Annotated in this window: 19 protein-coding genes; 7 read left to right on the top strand and 12 right to left on the bottom strand. The window is 67.2% G+C overall.

Going from position 1 to position 15,938, the window contains the following annotated elements; genetic code table 11:
* Positions 1 to 57: 57 nt before the first annotated feature.
* The 4 genes from kdpA to HEB94_RS15790 form a co-directional block, all read right to left on the bottom strand.
* Positions 58 to 1,749, bottom strand: a complete 1,692-nt coding sequence (kdpA, locus tag HEB94_RS15805; RefSeq protein ID WP_192750595.1) for a potassium-transporting ATPase subunit KdpA — start codon at positions 1,747 to 1,749, stop codon at positions 58 to 60.
* A complete protein-coding gene (locus HEB94_RS15800; protein WP_192750594.1) occupies positions 1,749 to 1,838 on the bottom strand; it encodes a potassium-transporting ATPase subunit F in 90 nt (29 codons plus the stop codon). Before HEB94_RS15800 ends, kdpA begins: the two co-directional genes overlap by 1 nt.
* Positions 1,839 to 2,168: 330 nt before the next feature.
* Positions 2,169 to 2,438 carry a sigma-70 family RNA polymerase sigma factor gene (locus tag HEB94_RS15795; protein ID WP_238361539.1) on the bottom strand — a complete coding sequence of 90 codons (270 nt, stop codon included), beginning with the start codon at positions 2,436 to 2,438 and terminating at the stop codon, positions 2,169 to 2,171.
* Positions 2,439 to 2,579: 141 nt separating this feature from the next.
* Positions 2,580 to 3,500 (bottom strand): LysR family transcriptional regulator, encoded by a 921-nt coding sequence (locus tag HEB94_RS15790; RefSeq protein WP_192750593.1) that lies wholly within the window; start codon positions 3,498 to 3,500, stop codon positions 2,580 to 2,582.
* Between the two features lie 73 nt (positions 3,501 to 3,573).
* On the opposite strand from HEB94_RS15790, the gene dapA reads away from it, so the two are divergent.
* The 3 genes from dapA to HEB94_RS49265 all read left to right on the top strand — a co-directional run bounded on the left by dapA (position 3,574) and on the right by HEB94_RS49265 (position 5,342).
* A complete protein-coding gene (gene dapA / locus HEB94_RS15785; RefSeq protein ID WP_192750592.1) occupies positions 3,574 to 4,590 on the top strand; it encodes a 4-hydroxy-tetrahydrodipicolinate synthase in 1,017 nt (338 codons plus the stop codon).
* Between the two features lie 134 nt (positions 4,591 to 4,724).
* Complete coding sequence (locus HEB94_RS49270) at positions 4,725 to 4,940, top strand: cysteine hydrolase family protein (protein WP_202896367.1); 216 nt, start codon at positions 4,725 to 4,727, stop codon at positions 4,938 to 4,940.
* The gene (locus HEB94_RS49265) at positions 4,941 to 5,342 is read left to right on the top strand and encodes an isochorismatase family protein (RefSeq protein ID WP_202897203.1); all 402 of its coding nucleotides are present in this window, start codon (positions 4,941 to 4,943) and stop codon (positions 5,340 to 5,342) included. It begins immediately after the preceding gene.
* A gap of 72 nt (positions 5,343 to 5,414) precedes the next feature.
* On the opposite strand, the gene HEB94_RS15775 is transcribed toward HEB94_RS49265, so the two are convergent.
* The 3 genes from HEB94_RS15775 to HEB94_RS15765 are packed head-to-tail and all read right to left on the bottom strand — an operon-like array spanning position 5,415 to position 8,685.
* The gene (locus tag HEB94_RS15775) at positions 5,415 to 7,403 is read right to left on the bottom strand and encodes a multicopper oxidase family protein (RefSeq protein WP_192750591.1); all 1,989 of its coding nucleotides are present in this window, start codon (positions 7,401 to 7,403) and stop codon (positions 5,415 to 5,417) included.
* Positions 7,400 to 7,816: a DUF6220 domain-containing protein gene (locus HEB94_RS15770; RefSeq protein WP_192750590.1), complete on the bottom strand. Its 417-nt coding sequence runs from the start codon at positions 7,814 to 7,816 to the stop codon at positions 7,400 to 7,402. The genes HEB94_RS15775 and HEB94_RS15770 overlap by 4 nt, the downstream gene beginning before the upstream one ends.
* Positions 7,816 to 8,685: an alpha/beta fold hydrolase gene (locus HEB94_RS15765; protein ID WP_192750589.1), complete on the bottom strand. Its 870-nt coding sequence runs from the start codon at positions 8,683 to 8,685 to the stop codon at positions 7,816 to 7,818. Before HEB94_RS15765 ends, HEB94_RS15770 begins: the two co-directional genes overlap by 1 nt.
* Positions 8,686 to 9,019: 334 nt before the next feature.
* Here HEB94_RS15765 and HEB94_RS15760 point away from each other — a divergent pair, with 334 nt between their 5' ends.
* The 4 genes from HEB94_RS15760 (at position 9,020) to HEB94_RS15745 (ending at position 12,512) form a co-directional block, all read left to right on the top strand.
* On the top strand, positions 9,020 to 9,862 hold the full coding sequence (locus tag HEB94_RS15760) for an SDR family NAD(P)-dependent oxidoreductase (RefSeq protein ID WP_192750588.1): 843 nt from the start codon (positions 9,020 to 9,022) through the stop codon (positions 9,860 to 9,862).
* A gap of 329 nt (positions 9,863 to 10,191) precedes the next feature.
* The gene (locus HEB94_RS15755) at positions 10,192 to 10,947 is read left to right on the top strand and encodes a DinB family protein (RefSeq protein ID WP_192750587.1); all 756 of its coding nucleotides are present in this window, start codon (positions 10,192 to 10,194) and stop codon (positions 10,945 to 10,947) included.
* A gap of 175 nt (positions 10,948 to 11,122) precedes the next feature.
* Positions 11,123 to 11,512 (top strand): PadR family transcriptional regulator, encoded by a 390-nt coding sequence (locus HEB94_RS15750; protein WP_238361538.1) that lies wholly within the window; start codon positions 11,123 to 11,125, stop codon positions 11,510 to 11,512.
* A complete protein-coding gene (locus HEB94_RS15745) occupies positions 11,496 to 12,512 on the top strand; it encodes a hypothetical protein (RefSeq protein WP_192750586.1) in 1,017 nt (338 codons plus the stop codon). Before HEB94_RS15750 ends, HEB94_RS15745 begins: the two co-directional genes overlap by 17 nt.
* A 167-nt stretch (positions 12,513 to 12,679) precedes the next feature.
* Here HEB94_RS15745 and HEB94_RS15740 read toward each other — a convergent pair whose 3' ends face one another.
* The 5 genes from HEB94_RS15740 to HEB94_RS15720 form a co-directional block, all read right to left on the bottom strand.
* A complete protein-coding gene (locus HEB94_RS15740) occupies positions 12,680 to 13,441 on the bottom strand; it encodes an ABC transporter permease (RefSeq protein ID WP_192750585.1) in 762 nt (253 codons plus the stop codon).
* Complete coding sequence (locus HEB94_RS15735) at positions 13,438 to 14,259, bottom strand: ABC transporter ATP-binding protein (RefSeq protein WP_192750584.1); 822 nt, start codon at positions 14,257 to 14,259, stop codon at positions 13,438 to 13,440. Before HEB94_RS15735 ends, HEB94_RS15740 begins: the two co-directional genes overlap by 4 nt.
* The gene (locus HEB94_RS15730; protein ID WP_192750583.1) at positions 14,256 to 14,645 is read right to left on the bottom strand and encodes a DUF1048 domain-containing protein; all 390 of its coding nucleotides are present in this window, start codon (positions 14,643 to 14,645) and stop codon (positions 14,256 to 14,258) included. Before HEB94_RS15730 ends, HEB94_RS15735 begins: the two co-directional genes overlap by 4 nt.
* A 2-nt stretch (positions 14,646 to 14,647) precedes the next feature.
* Positions 14,648 to 14,977, bottom strand: coding sequence for a PadR family transcriptional regulator (locus HEB94_RS15725; protein WP_192750582.1), 330 nt, complete (start codon positions 14,975 to 14,977; stop codon positions 14,648 to 14,650).
* 411 nt (positions 14,978 to 15,388) lie between these two features.
* Entirely contained in the window at positions 15,389 to 15,892 is a 504-nt protein-coding gene (locus HEB94_RS15720; protein WP_192750581.1) for a GNAT family N-acetyltransferase, read from the bottom strand.
* Positions 15,893 to 15,938: the final 46 nt, after the last annotated feature.

Here is a 15,938-nt window from a genome sequence, read left to right as displayed (position 1 = left end):
CGGAAGTGAACGGGACGCATAGCGATCCGGCCCACGCGGGCCTACCGAGGCGGGGCATCAGAAGAAGCTCCCGTGGCTGAAGTGCTCCACGATCGGTCCGAGCGCCAGGGCAGGGAAGAACGTCAGGGCGCCGACGATCAGCACCACGGCGGTCAACAGGCCCACGAACATCGGCCTGTCGGTGCGGAACGTACCCAGCGACGTGGCCACTGGCCGCTGCGCCGCGAGGCTTCCCGCCAAGGCCAGGACGGGCACGATGATCGCGAACCGGCCCAGCAGCAGGCCGATGGTCCCGGTGATGTTGTAGAAGGGGGTGTTGGCACTCAGGCCGCCGAACCCGGAGCCGTTGTTGTTGGTCTGCGAGGTGTAGGCGTACAGGATCTCGGAGAACCCGTGCGGTCCGGCGTTGAGCGGACCGGCCTTGCCGGCGCTGACCGACACCGCGACCGCGGTCAATACCAACACCGTGATCGGCATGACCAGGACACCCAGGGCGGCGAGCTTCACCTCCTTCGCCTGGATCTTCTTGCCCAGGTACTCCGGAGTTCGTCCGACCATCAATCCGCCGATGAACACGGTGATCACGGCGAAGAGCAGCATGGAGTACAGGCCGGTACCGACACCGCCCGGGCTGACCTCGCCGAGCATCATCCCGGTGATCATCCCGAACCCGCCCATGGGCGTGTAGGAGTCGGCCGCCGAGTCGACACTGCCGGTCGAGGTCTGCGTCGAGGTGACGTTGTAGAGCGATGAGGACGGCGTTCCGAATCGAGTCTCCTTGCCCTCCATGTTGCCGAGGGGTTGGTGCACGACCCCGGCTGCCGCCATCGCCGGACTGCCCTGGTGCTCAGCGGTCGTGACCATCGCCAGCCATCCGCCGAACAGCACCGTCATCACCGCGAGGATGGCGAGGCCTTGACGGATGCTGAACACCATCTTGCCGAAGGTGTAGGTCAACGCCACCGGGATGCACAGGATCAGTACGCAGGACAGGAAGTTCGTCAACCCGGTCGGGTTCTCGAACGGTCCTGCACCGTTTCCGTTGAAGAACCCGCCGCCGTTGGTGCCCAGCTGCTTGATCACTTCCTGCGAGGCGATCGGGCCACGCGGCAACGTCTGGCTGACGCCGTTCAGCGCGTTGTGGACCTCAGCCGAACCGCCCAACGTCTGGAGCGCTCCCTGCGTGATGAACACGATCGCGGCAACAAAGGCGATCGGCAACAGCACGTAGATGGTGCCCCGGACGAAGTCGACCCAGAAGTTGCCGATCGTTCCCGAGCCCTTGCGGGCGAAGCCACGAATGAGCGCCACCGCGACGGCCATGCCAACCGAGGCGGACAGGAAGTTCTGGACCGCGAGCGCACCCATCTGCGACAGGTACGACATCGTCGTCTCGCCGGAGTAGGACTGCCAGTTCGTGTTGGTCACGAACGACACAGCCGTGTTCCACGCCGTGTCGGGCCGGACCGCGCCGAACTTCCCGGGGTTGAACGGCAGGTGACCCTGGATGCGGAAGATGGCGTACGTGATCGCCAACGCCACCGCGGAGAACGCGATGACCGAAGTCGCATAACGTTTCCAGCTCTGCTCAGCCTTCTGGTCGACCCCGAGCAGCCGGTAGATCGGGCGTTCCACGAAACCCAGCCACTTGGTTCGTCCCTCGTACACCGCGACCATGTAGGAGCCAAGAAAGCGCCAGCACAATCCCAGTACGACGACGAGTGCGACGATCGTCCACGTGAATGTCATCAGAACCACTCCGCCTTGAACAGAGCTACACCCAGATAGAGGAACACCGCGATCGACAGGATCAGCAGTACTCCGTCGACAGCACTCATACGCGCTCGAGCCCCCAAACCAGACCCAGCATGGCGAGGGCGAAGCCTATGATTCCTAGTAGGACCAAGACGTCAGCCATGCAGGAGAGCGTGCCGGTGTTGCCGGTGACCGCGCGGTGAAGGCCCCGCCCGCCGCGGTGGAAAATCGGTGAACGCGCCACGACCGAGTGCTGAGCGGCTCGCCCGCGCATGCTCGGCACAGTGGACAGCACTCTCGCCGTCAAGGATGCGTCAAGACGACAACGCCACTCAGGACGGGCAACAGGACGGGGTCTGCCGGGATCCATGAGACACGCCCCGGACCCAGGCGAACTCGGGCCTGGTTCGGGTTCAGCCCTGGAGCAGGCGTTCGCGGAGTTGGGCGAGGCTACCCGTCAGCAGGCGCGACACATGACACTGCGAGATGCCCATCTCCGCGGCGATCTGGGACTGGGTCATGCCACGAAAGAAACGGAGCAGCAGAATGCGTTTCTCACGGTCCGGAAGCCGACTCAGCAAGAGTCGCAAGGCTTCTCGGTACTCCACAGCCTCGAGGGCCTCGTCTTCCGTACCGAGCGAGTCGACCACGGCGGGCGTGAGCAGCACGAGGACGGCAGCCATGAATGAGAGCCTGCCCGACTCGCCGGTGACCGCGCAGTGAAGATTCGGCCTGCCAGGGTAGAGAATCGGTGAATATCCACGCCATGCGCACTGCTCTCGGCGTTAGGTGTTCTCTCGAGACGTCCGTCGAGTTCAGGGAGTTCAGTCAGTCTGGGTTGTTGCTGACTCGATCGCGGCGCCGAGTTCCGCGATCATCGCTTGGATCGCCGGGCTGGCATTGGCACTACGCCGCCACGCGGCAAATATCTCGCGCTGTGGCGGCCGCCGCAAGGGCCGGGAGACGAGGTCTTCCGTCAGGCGCGGCCGAGCCAGGCGAGGGATCAGGGCGATGACGTCACCCGAGGCGACCAGTGACAGTTGGGTGGCGAAGTCGTCAATCAGATGGCGCACGTCTGGTTCTTCGGGTACGTCCGCGACCAGTCGTCGGAACCACTGGTGGCACACCGTGCCCGGCGGGCTGGTCACCCACGCGTGGCTGGCCAGGTCGATGCTTGTGAGTGGTCGGTCGAGCAGCGCGAGCGGATGCGCCCGACTCATGACGACGTCGCCGGCGTCAGTGTGCACATGGCGCTGGGTCAGCGACGACGGTAGCGGGGCTGGTAACCCGTCGGCGTCGTGGACGAGGGCCAGGTCGGCTGTTCCGGCATCGACGCCGTGGAGGGCTTCGTCGGGGTCCAGTTCGGTGATGTGTACGCGTAGGTCCGGACAGCGCGTCGACAGCCGCGACAAGGTGGGCGCGAGCAGCCCGCGGACAGCCGTCGAGAAGGCAGCAACGCGGAGTATGCCGCGCGGCGCGCCCTCCGCGACGGAGCGAGCCGCTTCGGCGCAGCGTTCCAGTGCCTGGAACACCTCGGGTGCCGAGTCGACGATGGCCTGCCCGGCAGGAGTGAGCACGACTCCGCGTCCCGCCGGCGCGAGGACGGGCACACCCACCTGGCCTTCCAGCCTCTTGATCTGCTGCGACACCGCCGATGCCGTGTATCCGAGCTCCTCGGCTGCCCGCGCCAGCGTCCCGAGCGCGGCCACCGACCGCAGAGCCCGCAGGGCTCCCACCTCAATCATGAAGACAAGCTAATCAATACCGGCAAGAAAGCATCGCTGGACCATACGGATACGCGGAGGCAGGATCGGGACCATGACCGACCCGCGGCACCCTGCCGACCTGCACTTCGGCACCAACCTGGTCGCCATGGTGACCCCGATGCATCCCGACGGCACCATCAGCGAACCCGGGATCGCCAACCTCGTCGACCACCTTCTGGCCACCGGATGCGACGGCATCGCCGTCGGCGGGACCACCGGTGAGTCACCCACCCTGACCGACGCCGAGGCGGCCCGGCTCGTCCGCGCCGTGGCGGTCCAGTCGAAGGACCAGGCGCGGGTGATCTCCGGCATCGGCACCTACGACACGGCCGCCAGCATTCATCGGGCACGCGAAGCCGAGGCGGCCGGGGCGGATGCGCTGCTGCTCGTCTGCCCGTACTACTCCAGGCCGACCCAGGCCGGGGTGGTGGCCCACTGCGTGGCCGTGGCCGACGCGACCGAGCTACCCGTGATGCTCTACGACGTCCCCGCGCGCACCGGGATCGCCATCGAGGCGCCCACGCTGATCGAACTCGCCGGCCACCCCAGGATCCGAGCGGTCAAGGACGCCAAGGGCGACCTGTTCGAAGCGATGTCCGTCATGGCCCGCACGGCGCTGGCCTACTACTGCGGCGTCGACGAGCTCACTCTGCCCTACCTCGCATGCGGCGCAACCGGCGTGGTCAGCGTGGTGGGCAACATCGTCGCCGACCGCAACGCCGAGCTCCTACGAGCAGTCCGCGACGGCGATCTGGACTCGGCGAAGGCGATCCAGGCCTCGTTGATTCCCCTGGTGGAGGCCATCATGCGTACATCCCAAGGAGCCATCATGGCCAAGGCCGCTCTGGCCGAGCTCGGAATCATCCCGCACGCGACGGTACGCCTTCCGTTGACCGAGGCGGCGCCCACTCACCTTCAGCGCCTCAAGGATGCCCTGCACAGCTCGGGGGTGGTTGGCCGTCGGCCACTCGTAGGGTCCCCGCCCAGCGAAGGATTTCGGGCCCATTTGCCTCGTGCACGGCTCTTGTCGAGTAGGTGCGGGTGTGGGAGCAGCTGCGCCAGCGGCTGAGGAGGACGTCGCGCAGGGCTCGGTTGACGGCGCTCGAGACGCGCTAGCGTCAACTGCGGGGATCATGCCGACTCGTGTCGCTCGTCGAGCGGTACGGCGGGCGTGAGCGGCCCATGGAGGGATGGGAGAGGAACGTGGCTACGCAACAACGCACGAGGGTGACCAGAGACAACTCCGCGGTCCTGCTGATCGATCACCAGACCGGACTTTTCACCGGCGTGCGGGACATCGGCGTTGCCGAGCTCAAGCACAACGTCGTGGGATTGGCCAAGGCCGCACAGATTCTGGGTGTGCCCATCGTCGCGGCCACGACAGCGCGCGACAGCATGTGGGGACCCACCATTCCCTAGCTGCGGGAAGTACTGGGTGACCTGGACATCCACGACAGATCGACGGTCAACGCCTGGGACGACAAGGCCTTCGTCGAGAGGGTCGCGGAAACGGGACGCGACCACCTCATCGTGGCCGGGCTCTCGTTCGAGGTGTGCGGGTCGCTCGCGGCTATCTCGGCGCAGGCAGATGGCTACCAGTCGGTGGTCGCGGTCGACGCCTGCGGCACGTTCAGCCTTCACAAGCGTGAGGCCGGCCTGGCGCGCCTGGCGATCCTGGGGGTAGAGGTGTCCGACTACGCCACCCTCATGGTCGAGATCATGGCCGACAACGCCGACCCCCACGCCAACGATGTCTATGCCGCCCTCGACATGCCCTTCGCGACCCTGATGGGACAGGTGGCGGCGGGCTACGGGAAGTGACCGGCGAGGCGAGCCCTCGTTCCAGGCACGGCCCTCGCAAGTCACCGTTGACAGCGGAAGGCAGCACGACACTCATCCACCCATCCGGTGGCTCGAACCGACAGCGTGGGTGCCGTGCATGCCGCCGAACGGGGTGGTGACGCCGTCGTAGCGTAGGCACAGCATCATCCCCTGATCCACGTGCGGCAGGTTGTGGCAGTGGTTCATCCAGATGCCCGGATTCGAGGCCCGGAACGCGACCTCCCACACCTCTCCGGGACGTACCTCGAAGGTGTCGACCCACAGGGGGCTGCCCGACGACGGCTTCCCATTCCTGGAGAGGATCAGCACCGGATGGCCGTGCAGGTGCCAGGGGTGGGTCTCCAGGCTCCGGTTGACCACGCTGAACCGGACGACGTCGCCTTCGGTCACGAGTTGGTCGGGGATCGATGGGTGTCCGCTTCCGTTGACAGTCTGCGCGTACGTCGGTGATCCGTCGACCATGGCCAGCCCACGGTCGAGTACCAGGGTGAAGCGCCGGTCGGCAGTGTCGGCGCGCAGCGCGACAGAGGCTCGGGTTCCGTATGTCAGCAGGTCGAGTTCGGGCCATCCCGTGGTGTCTGGCGTTGCGGCCGCACCGTCGGAGGCGCCGGCTTGGGGCCGCAGCCACACGGTGGCGGCCTGGTCGTCGAGCAGCAGTGCCACGGATGTGCTCGGCATGACGAACGCGAGGTCGTGGCGCCCGGATGCGGGAAGCCGCAGCCTGGTCCGGCTGATCTCGCCGGGCCCATGCAGGTCGCGGCCGTCGACGGCAACCACCCGGAACGACGCGCCTGCCAGTGCGAACCGGTGCGGACTGGAGTCGGTGTTGACCAGTCGCAACCGCACCGTGGTACCCGCCGGCGCGATGTGTTCGGCGCCACCCGCGATCGTCGCGGTGCCGTCGAAGGTGTGCACGGCCAGCGTCAGATCCAGTTGCCGGCTGTCGTGTTCGTCGCGAGGTTTCACGACGAGCACACCGTAGAGCCCTCGGGCCACACCGACGTAGGACGCGTGATGGGTGTGATACCAGTACGTTCCCACCTGCTCGGCACGGAACCGGTAGACGAACTCGCCGCCGGGTGCCACGGCCTCCTGGGTGACGCCCTCCGCACCGTCCTCCCCACACGGCACGTCATAGCCGTGCCAGTGCAGGGTCACTCCGTCGTCGATGTCGTGGTTGATCAGTTTGACCTCGATGAGATCGCCCTCAGTGGCGGTGATCGCCGGACCGGGCACCGTACCGTTGTAGGTCCACGCGTCGAAGTCGCGTCCGGACTCCACCCGCACAGTGGCTTTCCGGGCGACCAGGACGTGTTCGCGCCGGGATCCGCCCGGTCCCGGTGTGTCGGGGCCCCGTAGGTCTGTCACCGATACAGGAGCACGCGGGGCCGGGTCCGGACCGCCTCCGTCGTCGATCATGGTCATGGCGGATCCCACGGACAGGCTGGCACCCGTACCTGCCGTACCGACCATGATCACCCCACCGGCAACGCCGAGGAAGCGGCGGCGCGGAACCTCGGACCGGCCCTGGTCGGTGGCCGGTTCCTCGACCGTCGTCGCACTCGGTGCCGCGAGCACGCGCGCGGTCAACAGCGCGCCCGCGAGCACCAGCGCGATCGTGATCAGTGCGGTACCGAGAGCCAGGGGGTACCCAACGAGGAAGGTCACCACGAAACCAGCCAGTGCGGCGTAGCCGGCGGTGAACAGCGCGACGACGGCCGCGGTGTCGATGCTCTCCGCGCGGCGGACCCCCTGCGCCCGCCCGCGTAGCCGGGGTCCGGCGATCACCGTCGCGGCCAGCGCGGCGAGCACGAGCATCGGCAACCCGAGCAGGACCTTCTCCTGCACGAACCACCAGCCTCGACCCGCCAGCACCGCCACCGACGCCACTCTGGTCAACGTCACCAGCAACGCCACCGCCAGCAGAGTGAGGGCAGCCCTGGCGCGCCGCAGTGACATGGTGACGCCTGCCGCGAACCACGCGACGACGCTCGACAACGCGATCGAATGGTCCAGGATGATCAACGTGGCTGTCGTCATGCCGCTACTCGGCTGGGTTCGGCCGGCTTCGCCGTGACCTTTCGCGCTCGCTGCACAACTGTCTCGGTCGCGCCCATGGTGAGCAGCCCGTTGACCGCGTGCAGACCGAAGATGAGGTGCCCGGCGGTCGAGCCGTCACCGAACGCCTTGGCGACTTCCGCGATCACCACCTGAACGAGTACCAGCACGACGGCCAGGCCGGCGATCCCGACGATCCGGCGCGGCATCTGGGCGATGGCGCCGACCACTGTGACCACGACCGCGAGGATGAGTATCGAGTATCCGAGCACACGATGTGGCTGGAAGGCTTCGTCGGTGGGCGCGCTGTCGAACGCACCGCTGGCGGCCAGGAAGAACTGTGCGATCACAGCAAGGAACAGCAGGGCCGCCAGGCCAGTGAAGACTCTCTTCATCACTCACCTCCCTGCGCGGCGTGGGTCGCGGCGTGGGTCGCGGTGAAGGCGAGGAGCGGCGCGGCGGTCCGCGGCGGATCCTCGAGTATCGGTGTGTGTCCAAGGCCGGGCAGCATCTCGATTCTCGCGTCCGGAACGGCGAGGTAGTCGGCGGCGGAGGATGGTCGCCATCTGCGGTCGTCCGCACCGAAGATCACCAGTAGTGGCTTGCCGAGGCCCCTCAGTCGATCCGGGAGCGACCGCTGCGCCAGGTAGGCGCTCGTCCCCTGCATCGCCGCGGTGAACGCGTGATAGTCCAGAGCGCGCAGTTCGTCCACGAGCTCTTGTGGGATCTGGTAGTCCGCGGTGAAACCCGTACTCGCGAACTGGCGGAGCTGCTCGTCACTCGGCGGCCACCGCGAGGGTTCGATGGCGCCGGCCTGCGGTGCGAGGAAGGCGTCCAGGCTGGGTCCGGCGTTGATGAGCACGAGCGCGGTCACCAGGTCGGGTCGCTGTTCGGCGAGGGCCGTGGCGGCCGCGCCGCCGCTGGAGTGGCCGACAACCGTGGCCTGCTTGACGCCGAGCCGGTCCAGTGCCGCACCGACGCGGCGTGCCTGGTCAGGTGTCTCGTAGCTGACACCGGCAGGTTTGGCTGACCGGCCGTGCCCGAGCAGGTCGATGCAGATGACGCGATGGGACCGGGTCAGGAGCGGAACCAGCAGGTCCCAGGAGCTGGTCGAGGATGCGGATCCGTGGATGAGCAGGAGTACCGGGGCGTCGCGCGGCCCGTCCTGGCACACGTAGATGTCACCGTCGTCCAGAGGCAGAACCGATTCCTCAGCCGCCTCGGCGTCGTCCTTCACATGCGGTTGCCCAGCAGGAATAGTCATGAGGCCCACTGTCGCCGCCGGCGCGCACCAGCGGCTTGGACAAATGTTCCCCTCACGTGACTCGCCGGGACGCCCGCCGCCGGTTCTCCGATGCGAGCCGCACCGTCGTCGACTGGCGTAAGAGTCTCGTATGGAACTGCCGCGAATCTTGAGGGACGGATCGCACGTGTGTTGACTATGGCCGTGGATCGCGTGCATCGACCGCCTCATACCGCGCCGGTTGCCGTCAACTGACGACGGAACCGCGGCGCCCTGTCGGCGACGCCTTCGGCGTACCGCAGATCCCATTCGACCCCCCACCGGCGACGACCGGTACTCCCCCCTGGACGACAACATGCGTCATGCTGCGCAGCCCACCGCCCTCATCACCGGTGCGTCCGATGGCATCGGCTACGAGACCGCCCGCCGCCTCGCGTCGGTGGGTTGGAACGTTCTCCTCCACGCACCGACCCACGAACGCCGCGCGGATGCCCTGCGTCGGCTGGTCGACGACAACGTGCCCTCGGAACGACTTCGAGTCGTGGCCGCCGACTTCGCACGCCTGTCCGAGGTGCGGGACATGGCCGAGACACTCGCCGCGAGCCACAGCAAGCTGGACGTTCTGGTCAACAACGCGGCCATCGCCGGGCCACCGAGTCGAACCGTCACCGTGGACGGCAACGAGCTGACCTTCCAGATCAACTATCTGGCCGCCTACCTGCTCACGCGACGCCTCACCGCACAGCTCAACGCCTCTGGATGGGGCAGGGTGATCAACGTGTCCTCCACCCTGCACCGCACCGCCAACCTGGACTGGGCCGACCCACAACGGGTCCGCACCTACCGGCCGGTGGCGGCGTATGCGCAGTCCAAGCTGGCTCTCACCATGTTCAGCAGGGAGCTGGCCCACGACGAGTCGGACCAACTCGTCATGATCAGGGTGCACCCAGGCATCGTCGAGACCCCGCTGCGACGGATCTACAGTCCGAGCACGCCCGGAGCCAGCGTCAGCGAGGGCGGCATCATGCTGGCACATCTCGCGTCGCCACAGATCGAGGTCACGGCCGGCGGCTACTACGAACGACTCACGCCCGCCAAGCCCGCGGCCCTGGCCGACAAGCCTGCCGCGGTACGACGTCTCGCCAGACTCAGCGACCGGCTGACCGGCCTGGTCTCCCCCACCGCGAAGGCGAGCTGAGATCCGTCGGGGAGCGACGCCAGCGGGACTCCGCACGGCCAGCGGACGCCCGCCCACCGATGGCGCTCCGCCGCCACCTGACGTGCCGAGTGCTGCGCTACCTCCCAGCATCGAAGCGCCCCGGCTGATCGCCGGGGCGCTTCTGTTTTCGCCACAGTCCGGCAGCCGCTGACCAGGGGAGCGCTCCGGGGGGCCGGGGCACCCGCCGCATCCGCTGAGACTCGTCCGGGGCCTCGACACCTGCGTGGTTCGTTGAGGACAATGCCATCCTCACTCGCCTCAACGAGCAACTTCCGCCAGCGCGACAGGGCGCTCGACAAGGAGAAGTCATGGCAACTTTCACCCGGTCTGACGACCTGCGGGGAGCGGAGTTCGTCGACGCGGACCTAAGTGGCACCCGGTTCATCGGGGCCGACCTGTCCGGCGTCGTGATGCGCGGGGTCGAGGTCCAGCGGGCCGACATCGACGCACCGTGGCTCGTCCACGGCGAGTTCTTGCACGTCAACGGCGTCGACGTGATCCCGTTCGTCGAGGCCGAGCTCAACCGCCGCTTCCCCGGTCGCGCGGATCGGCGTGCCGCCGATCCGGATGGTCTGCGCGCGGCCTGGGCCGCGCTCGAGCGCACCTGGGCGGCCACGCTCGAGCGCGTCGCGACGATGCCGGCCGGGACGGTCGACGTCTCGGTAGCCGGCGAGTGGTCCTTCGCGCAGACGCTGCGGCACCTGGTCCTGGCCACGGACACGTGGCTACGCCGGGGGGTCCTGGAGATCGAGCAGCCGTTCCACCCTCTTGGTCTCCTGGACGCCGACACCGAGGGCGACGGCGTCGACACGTCGGTCTTCACGACGGTCGCTCCGTCGTACCCCGAGGTCCTCGAGGCGCGGGCGGGCCGCGTCGCCATGGTGCGCGACCTGCTCGCCACCGTCACACCAGACGAGCTGACGGTGACGCGCAAGAACCCGCACGCCCCTGAGCACACGGAGACCACCCTCTCGTGCCTGCACGTGATCCTCGAGGAGGAGTGGGAGCACCACCGCTATGCCGTCCGCGACCTCGCCGCGATCGAGGCGAAGGACGACGCCTGAGCCAGTGAGCCTGCGCAGTGGCACTTGAGCCACACGACGAACGGTCTTGCCGCGCCCATATTGCGAGCTCTGCCCCTTTCGCCTGGACGGCCCGCGTGCTCCGCCCGCCCTGTGGAGGCTTGCCCTTCACTGAGCCGCGTGGTCCACTAGTCGATGTCATCATCTAGCTGACGAGATGGGACAGCGTTCCATGACCGAGGACCGGTGGCCGGCGTCCTGGTTGCGCGGCGTGCTCGAGGTCGCCGTGCTGGCCGCGTTGGTCGACGGCGAGAGCTACGGCTACGCGCTTGCCCAGCGCCTGTCCCGGGCCGGCCTTGGGAAGGTCAGCGGCAACACGCTCTACCCGGTGCTGGCCCGCCTGGAGGTCAGCGGCGCGGTGTCGTCGCGCTGGACCGAGGGCGACGGCGGGCCAGGTCGCAAGTTCTACGCGATCACCAAGTCCGGGCGCCAGAGACTGGCCACCGACGGCGAGGACTGGGAGCGGTTCGCCAGCGCAACGATCACGCTCGTGAGTGAGGCTCGAACCAACAGCGGAGGTAACCGATCCGATGCCAACCGAACCTGACTGGTACCACAACCTCGCTGCCGCACTGGCATCCCGCCAGATCGACAGCGCGCGGATCGACGGCATCGTCGCCGAAGCCAAGGCACACTGCACCGCGGCCGCCGAGTCGCCACAGGTCGCTTTTGGCGACGCCGACACGTACGCGAAGCACATCACCAGCGCGGACGAGGAGCGCTTCCACCATGTGGCGGTGCGGCACACGGGGGCCACCGAGCCAGTCGCCTTCCGGGTGGCGTCCTGGATCGGCGTCTCCCTTGCCACACTCGGTGCGATCGGCTGGCTGGCGAGCGGCACATGGCACACGTTGACCGCCTCCGACCTGGCCTTCTGGATCACGAACTTCCTCACGATCTTCTGCATCCTGCTACGCGGCGATGCGCGTGACGCCGGCCGGCCGTCGACCGGGCGGCGGCTCCTGCTCGGCTGTTTGGCCATACTGGCCGTGGGTACCACGATCACCCTCTACCTGCCGAGAACCGATCTCCTCCGCGTGCCGTTTCCTGGGCTGCTACTGGCCGGCGCCGCGATCTGGGCCGCCGGATGGTGGCTCGGCGACCGCTGGACCAAAGCCCATCCTCCGGTGACCACGTTCGCGCACACGGCCTGGCTCGACCGGCTGGCTGGCCTCCTGGAGGGCCGCCATCGGCTCTCGGCAGGCCGCGCACAGGAATTCCGCGCCGAGGCCGCCTCTCATCTCGCCGAGTCCGGCGGCGATCCCGAGCAGGAGTTCGGGCCAGTCGACGACTACGCGGCCGAACTGGCCGAGCGCTCCGGACTGCAGCGCCCGCGACGAGCTCAGCTGGGCTGTCTCCTGCTGCAGGTCCTGGGAATGCTCATCACAGGAACCCTCACCGGTTATGCGATCCAGCACCACGGGGTGGTCAGCATCCGCAGCGCCATCCTGGCCATCATCACCCTGCTGTTCGTCAGCAGCCTGTCCGGATTGGTGTGGGAGCAGATCCGACGGCGCCGCGGTGCAGCCAAAACCCTTCAGCAATAGACATCCGGCGCGCTTGGGCCAGCGTCGGCGCCTGGTGAAGGACTTCGACCTCACCTTAGAGCGAGCCTGGAAAGCAGACCGGCTCCGACCACGTTTCCGTGGGTCAGAGCCGGTTTCCGGATCGCTGCGGTCGAGAACAATCTGTGTTTGCCTGCCTTTCGCAGCCCCTAGGAGATCTTGCGGCGATACGTGCCCATGGCGAACACGTACGCGACGATGAGGATGCCGACGCACCAGGCGAGGGCGATCCAGATGTCGGTGCCGACCGGCTGCTGGGTGAACAGGTCGCGGATGGCGTTGACGATGGACGTCACCGGCTGGTGCTCAGCGAAGGCGCGCACCGGGCCGGGCATGGTCTCGGTGGGCACGAATGCCGAGCTGATGAACGGCAGGAAGATGAGCGGGTAGGAGAACCCGCTCGCGCCGTCCGGGGACTTCGCGGTGAGACCGGGGATGACGGCGATCCACGTCAACGCCAGGGTGAAGAGCACCAGTATGCCGCCGACCGCGAGCCACGCCAGTACGCCCGCCCCCGAGCGGAAGCCCATGACGAGGGCGACGAGCACGACGACCACGAGCGAGATCAGATTGGCGACCAGCGAGGTCAGCACGTGCGCCCACAGCACGGACGACCGTCCGATCGGCATGGACTGGAATCGCTCGAAGATGCCGCTCTTCATATCCAGGAAGAGCCGGAATGCGGTGTAGGCGATGCCCGAAGCAATCGTGATGAGCAGAATTCCGGGCAGCAGGTAGTTCACATACGAGACCGACCCGGTATTGATCGCTCCACCGAACACGTAGACGAACAACAGCATGAAGGCGATTGGCATGATCGTGGTCGTGATGATGGTGTCCACGCTGCGCGTGATGTGACGCAGGGATCGTCCCAGCAGGACGGCGGTGTCGCCGAAGAAGTGCATGGTCATCGATGTTCCTTACTCATCCGTGTCGACGCCGCGTCACTGCTGGCGTCGCCGTCCTTGCCATCGGATCCGACGAGCGCGAGGAAGACGTCCTCGAGGGTCGGCTGCTTCTCGACGTACTCGACCTTGGCGGCCGGGAGCAACTGCTTGAGTTCTGTGAGGGTGCCGTTGACGATGATCCGACCCTGGTGGAGGATCGCGATCCGGTCGGCGAGTTGTTCGGCCTCGTCCAGGTACTGCGTCGTGAGCAGCACCGTCGTACCCCGGTGGGCGAGTTCCCTGACGGCCTGCCACACCTCGATGCGCGCCTGGGGGTCGAGCCCGGTCGTCGGCTCGTCGAGGAAGATGACCGGCGGATTCCCGATGAGGCTCATCGCGATGTCGAGACGCCGGCGCATGCCACCGGAGTACGTCGACACCTTCCGCGCGCCCGCCTCGGTCAGCGAGAAACGCTCGAGGAGGTCATCCGCTATCTTGCCCGGGCCCTTGAGGTGCCTCAGCCTGGCGACCAGGACGAGGTTCTCCCGCCCGCTCAGGATTTCGTCGACGGCCGCGAACTGCCCCGTGAGGCTGATGGACTCTCGCACGTTGGCCGGTTGCGTGGCGACGTCGAAGCCGTCGACGTTGGCGGATCCCGCGTCGGCCTTGAGCAGCGTGGACAGGATTCTCACGACCGTGGTCTTGCCCGCCCCGTTGGATCCGAGGAGGGCGAAGATGCTGCCCCGCGCCACCTCGAAGTCCACGCCGCGTAGCACCTGCAGTTCCTTGTACGACTTCTCCAGGCCCTGCACACGGATCGCCTGGACGCGCTGTGCCGTCATCGGACGGACCTCTCTTCTTTTTCGGGGTCTTCTCCTGCGGCGCGCTCGATGGCTCTGATCAGCCGCGCCCGTTCCTTGTTGATCCACTGACCGTCCGAGTAGTTCTGGAGGAACGTCTCCGCGAACGCCACAGGGTCCTCCCCGACGATCTCGCGGATCGGAGTTCCGTCCGCCGCGCTCTGTTCGAAGAGATCGATGAGGTCCTCCAGCATCGCCAGCAGGACGTCCCCCTTCGAGATCGCCCCGAAGTAGTTCAGATAACGGTCCAGCGCCTCGATCGCCGTGCGATAGTTCGCGGGAAGCTGTTCCGAGCGCGCCTTGTACTGCCGGTAGCGCCTCTTGTCCTCGAGCGACCCTGTGAGCTGCTCGATCCATCCTGCGGCCATGTCTAGTTGCCTCCTTCGCGGAGCTGCTCAAGCCGTTCTGCGAGGAAGCTCCAGGTCCTCCAGAACTCTTCGAGATACTCCCGCCCCTGAGAATTGAGCGAGTACACCTTGCGCGGCGGCCCCTTCTCGGACGGGACCTTCTCCACGTCGACCAGGCCACGCTGTTCGATCCTGATGAGCAGCGCGTAAACCGTGCCCTCGGCAATGTCGGAGAAGCCCTGATCCCGCAGCCACGCCGTGATCTCGTAGCCGTACGCGGGCCGGCCGGACAGGATCGCCAGGACGATGCCCTCCAGCGTTCCCTTGAGCATCTCCGTCGCCTGCTTGCCCATGGAACACCCCTTAGCTACTCAGTGTTGCTGACTACCGGTAGATAGTAACACTGAATAGTGGCGGCGCAAGGCCCGCGATCTCGGATCACCGAACTGTTCATGGCATCCACCCTCGCCGGGCGCGCTGACACCGGGCGGTCGCCGCGCTGACACGGCCGCTGACACGACACCGCAGCAGAACTGATCGCCGCCGGGACCTCCGCCGGCCCCGGGTCCGGCCCGCTCGATGCGCGGCCCCGGCGTAGGCAGCTATCGACTGCGCCAAGCGGACGGAGCAGTGGTAGCCCCGTTTGAAGCCCCTACGGAAGCTCCTCTGACCTGGTCTTTTGCCTGAGACGCCGGTGGCGAACGAACCCCGGACCTACGCGTTACGAGGCGGCACGGAGGCTGCTCGGGAGCGAACCTGCTGCCTCACGGCAGCGCGCGCGTGAGCCACACCAGTTCGCCGCTGTCATCGGTCGAGACGTGGCTGCGCTCGAATCCGCGCTTCTCGAGGACACGAAACGACGGCGTGTTCCAGGAACGCACGGTCGCCCAGAGCCGCGTCCGCCCGGTAGCGCTCGCGGCATCGATCACAGCTCCGGCCGCTTCAGTCGCGTAGCCGCGTCCGTGTGCGGCCTTGCACAACTCGAACGCGATCTCGGGTTCGTCGACGGTAGAGCGGCCGACGATGAGTCCGCAGTATCCAATGAAGTCGCCGACGTCGCGGTGGCGGATGGGCAGCAGAGCGAGCCCGGTCTGCTCCGTCGTGGCGAGCTGCCTCGCGATGATCTCGCGGGTGTCCTCGATCGTCGGCGTCCCGTCGCCTCGTTCGGCGTGGAGCGCACGCACATCGTCGGCGTCAGACTGGGCCCACGGCCGCAGCGTCAGTCGCTCGGTCTCCAGATGCAACGACATCGGCTGATACGCGGGCATGGCGCCAGGATAACGTCGCCCCGTTCGAGGTGGAGATCCCGACGAG

The sequence above is a fragment of the Actinopolymorpha pittospori genome (assembly GCF_014873875.1).
Lineage (GTDB): Bacteria > Actinomycetota > Actinomycetes > Propionibacteriales > Actinopolymorphaceae > Actinopolymorpha > Actinopolymorpha pittospori.
Note: the sequence above shows the minus strand (reverse complement) of the source record. Positions and strands in the feature narration are given on the sequence as shown.

What these genes read in the sequence shown, in the direction of transcription:
- HEB94_RS15745 (WP_192750586.1), top strand. Translation starts at nt 11,496, where the DNA reads ATGCCAACCGAACCTGACTGGTACCACAACCTCGCTGCCGCACTGGCA.
- HEB94_RS15790 (WP_192750593.1), bottom strand. Translation starts at nt 3,500, where the DNA reads ATGATTGAGGTGGGAGCCCTGCGGGCTCTGCGGTCGGTGGCCGCGCTC.
- HEB94_RS15770 (WP_192750590.1), bottom strand. Translation starts at nt 7,816, where the DNA reads ATGAAGAGAGTCTTCACTGGCCTGGCGGCCCTGCTGTTCCTTGCTGTG.
- HEB94_RS15750 (WP_238361538.1), top strand. Translation starts at nt 11,123, where the DNA reads ATGGGACAGCGTTCCATGACCGAGGACCGGTGGCCGGCGTCCTGGTTG.
- kdpA (WP_192750595.1), bottom strand. Translation starts at nt 1,749, where the DNA reads ATGACATTCACGTGGACGATCGTCGCACTCGTCGTCGTACTGGGATTG.
- HEB94_RS15795 (WP_238361539.1), bottom strand. Translation starts at nt 2,438, where the DNA reads ATGGCTGCCGTCCTCGTGCTGCTCACGCCCGCCGTGGTCGACTCGCTC.
- HEB94_RS15775 (WP_192750591.1), bottom strand. Translation starts at nt 7,403, where the DNA reads ATGACGACAGCCACGTTGATCATCCTGGACCATTCGATCGCGTTGTCG.
- dapA (WP_192750592.1), top strand. Translation starts at nt 3,574, where the DNA reads ATGACCGACCCGCGGCACCCTGCCGACCTGCACTTCGGCACCAACCTG.
- HEB94_RS15765 (WP_192750589.1), bottom strand. Translation starts at nt 8,685, where the DNA reads ATGACTATTCCTGCTGGGCAACCGCATGTGAAGGACGACGCCGAGGCG.
- HEB94_RS15755 (WP_192750587.1), top strand. Translation starts at nt 10,192, where the DNA reads ATGGCAACTTTCACCCGGTCTGACGACCTGCGGGGAGCGGAGTTCGTC.
- HEB94_RS15800 (WP_192750594.1), bottom strand. Translation starts at nt 1,838, where the DNA reads ATGAGTGCTGTCGACGGAGTACTGCTGATCCTGTCGATCGCGGTGTTC.
- HEB94_RS15730 (WP_192750583.1), bottom strand. Translation starts at nt 14,645, where the DNA reads ATGGCCGCAGGATGGATCGAGCAGCTCACAGGGTCGCTCGAGGACAAG.
- HEB94_RS15725 (WP_192750582.1), bottom strand. Translation starts at nt 14,977, where the DNA reads ATGGGCAAGCAGGCGACGGAGATGCTCAAGGGAACGCTGGAGGGCATC.
- HEB94_RS15720 (WP_192750581.1), bottom strand. Translation starts at nt 15,892, where the DNA reads ATGCCCGCGTATCAGCCGATGTCGTTGCATCTGGAGACCGAGCGACTG.
- HEB94_RS15735 (WP_192750584.1), bottom strand. Translation starts at nt 14,259, where the DNA reads ATGACGGCACAGCGCGTCCAGGCGATCCGTGTGCAGGGCCTGGAGAAG.
- HEB94_RS15740 (WP_192750585.1), bottom strand. Translation starts at nt 13,441, where the DNA reads ATGACCATGCACTTCTTCGGCGACACCGCCGTCCTGCTGGGACGATCC.
- HEB94_RS15760 (WP_192750588.1), top strand. Translation starts at nt 9,020, where the DNA reads ATGCGTCATGCTGCGCAGCCCACCGCCCTCATCACCGGTGCGTCCGAT.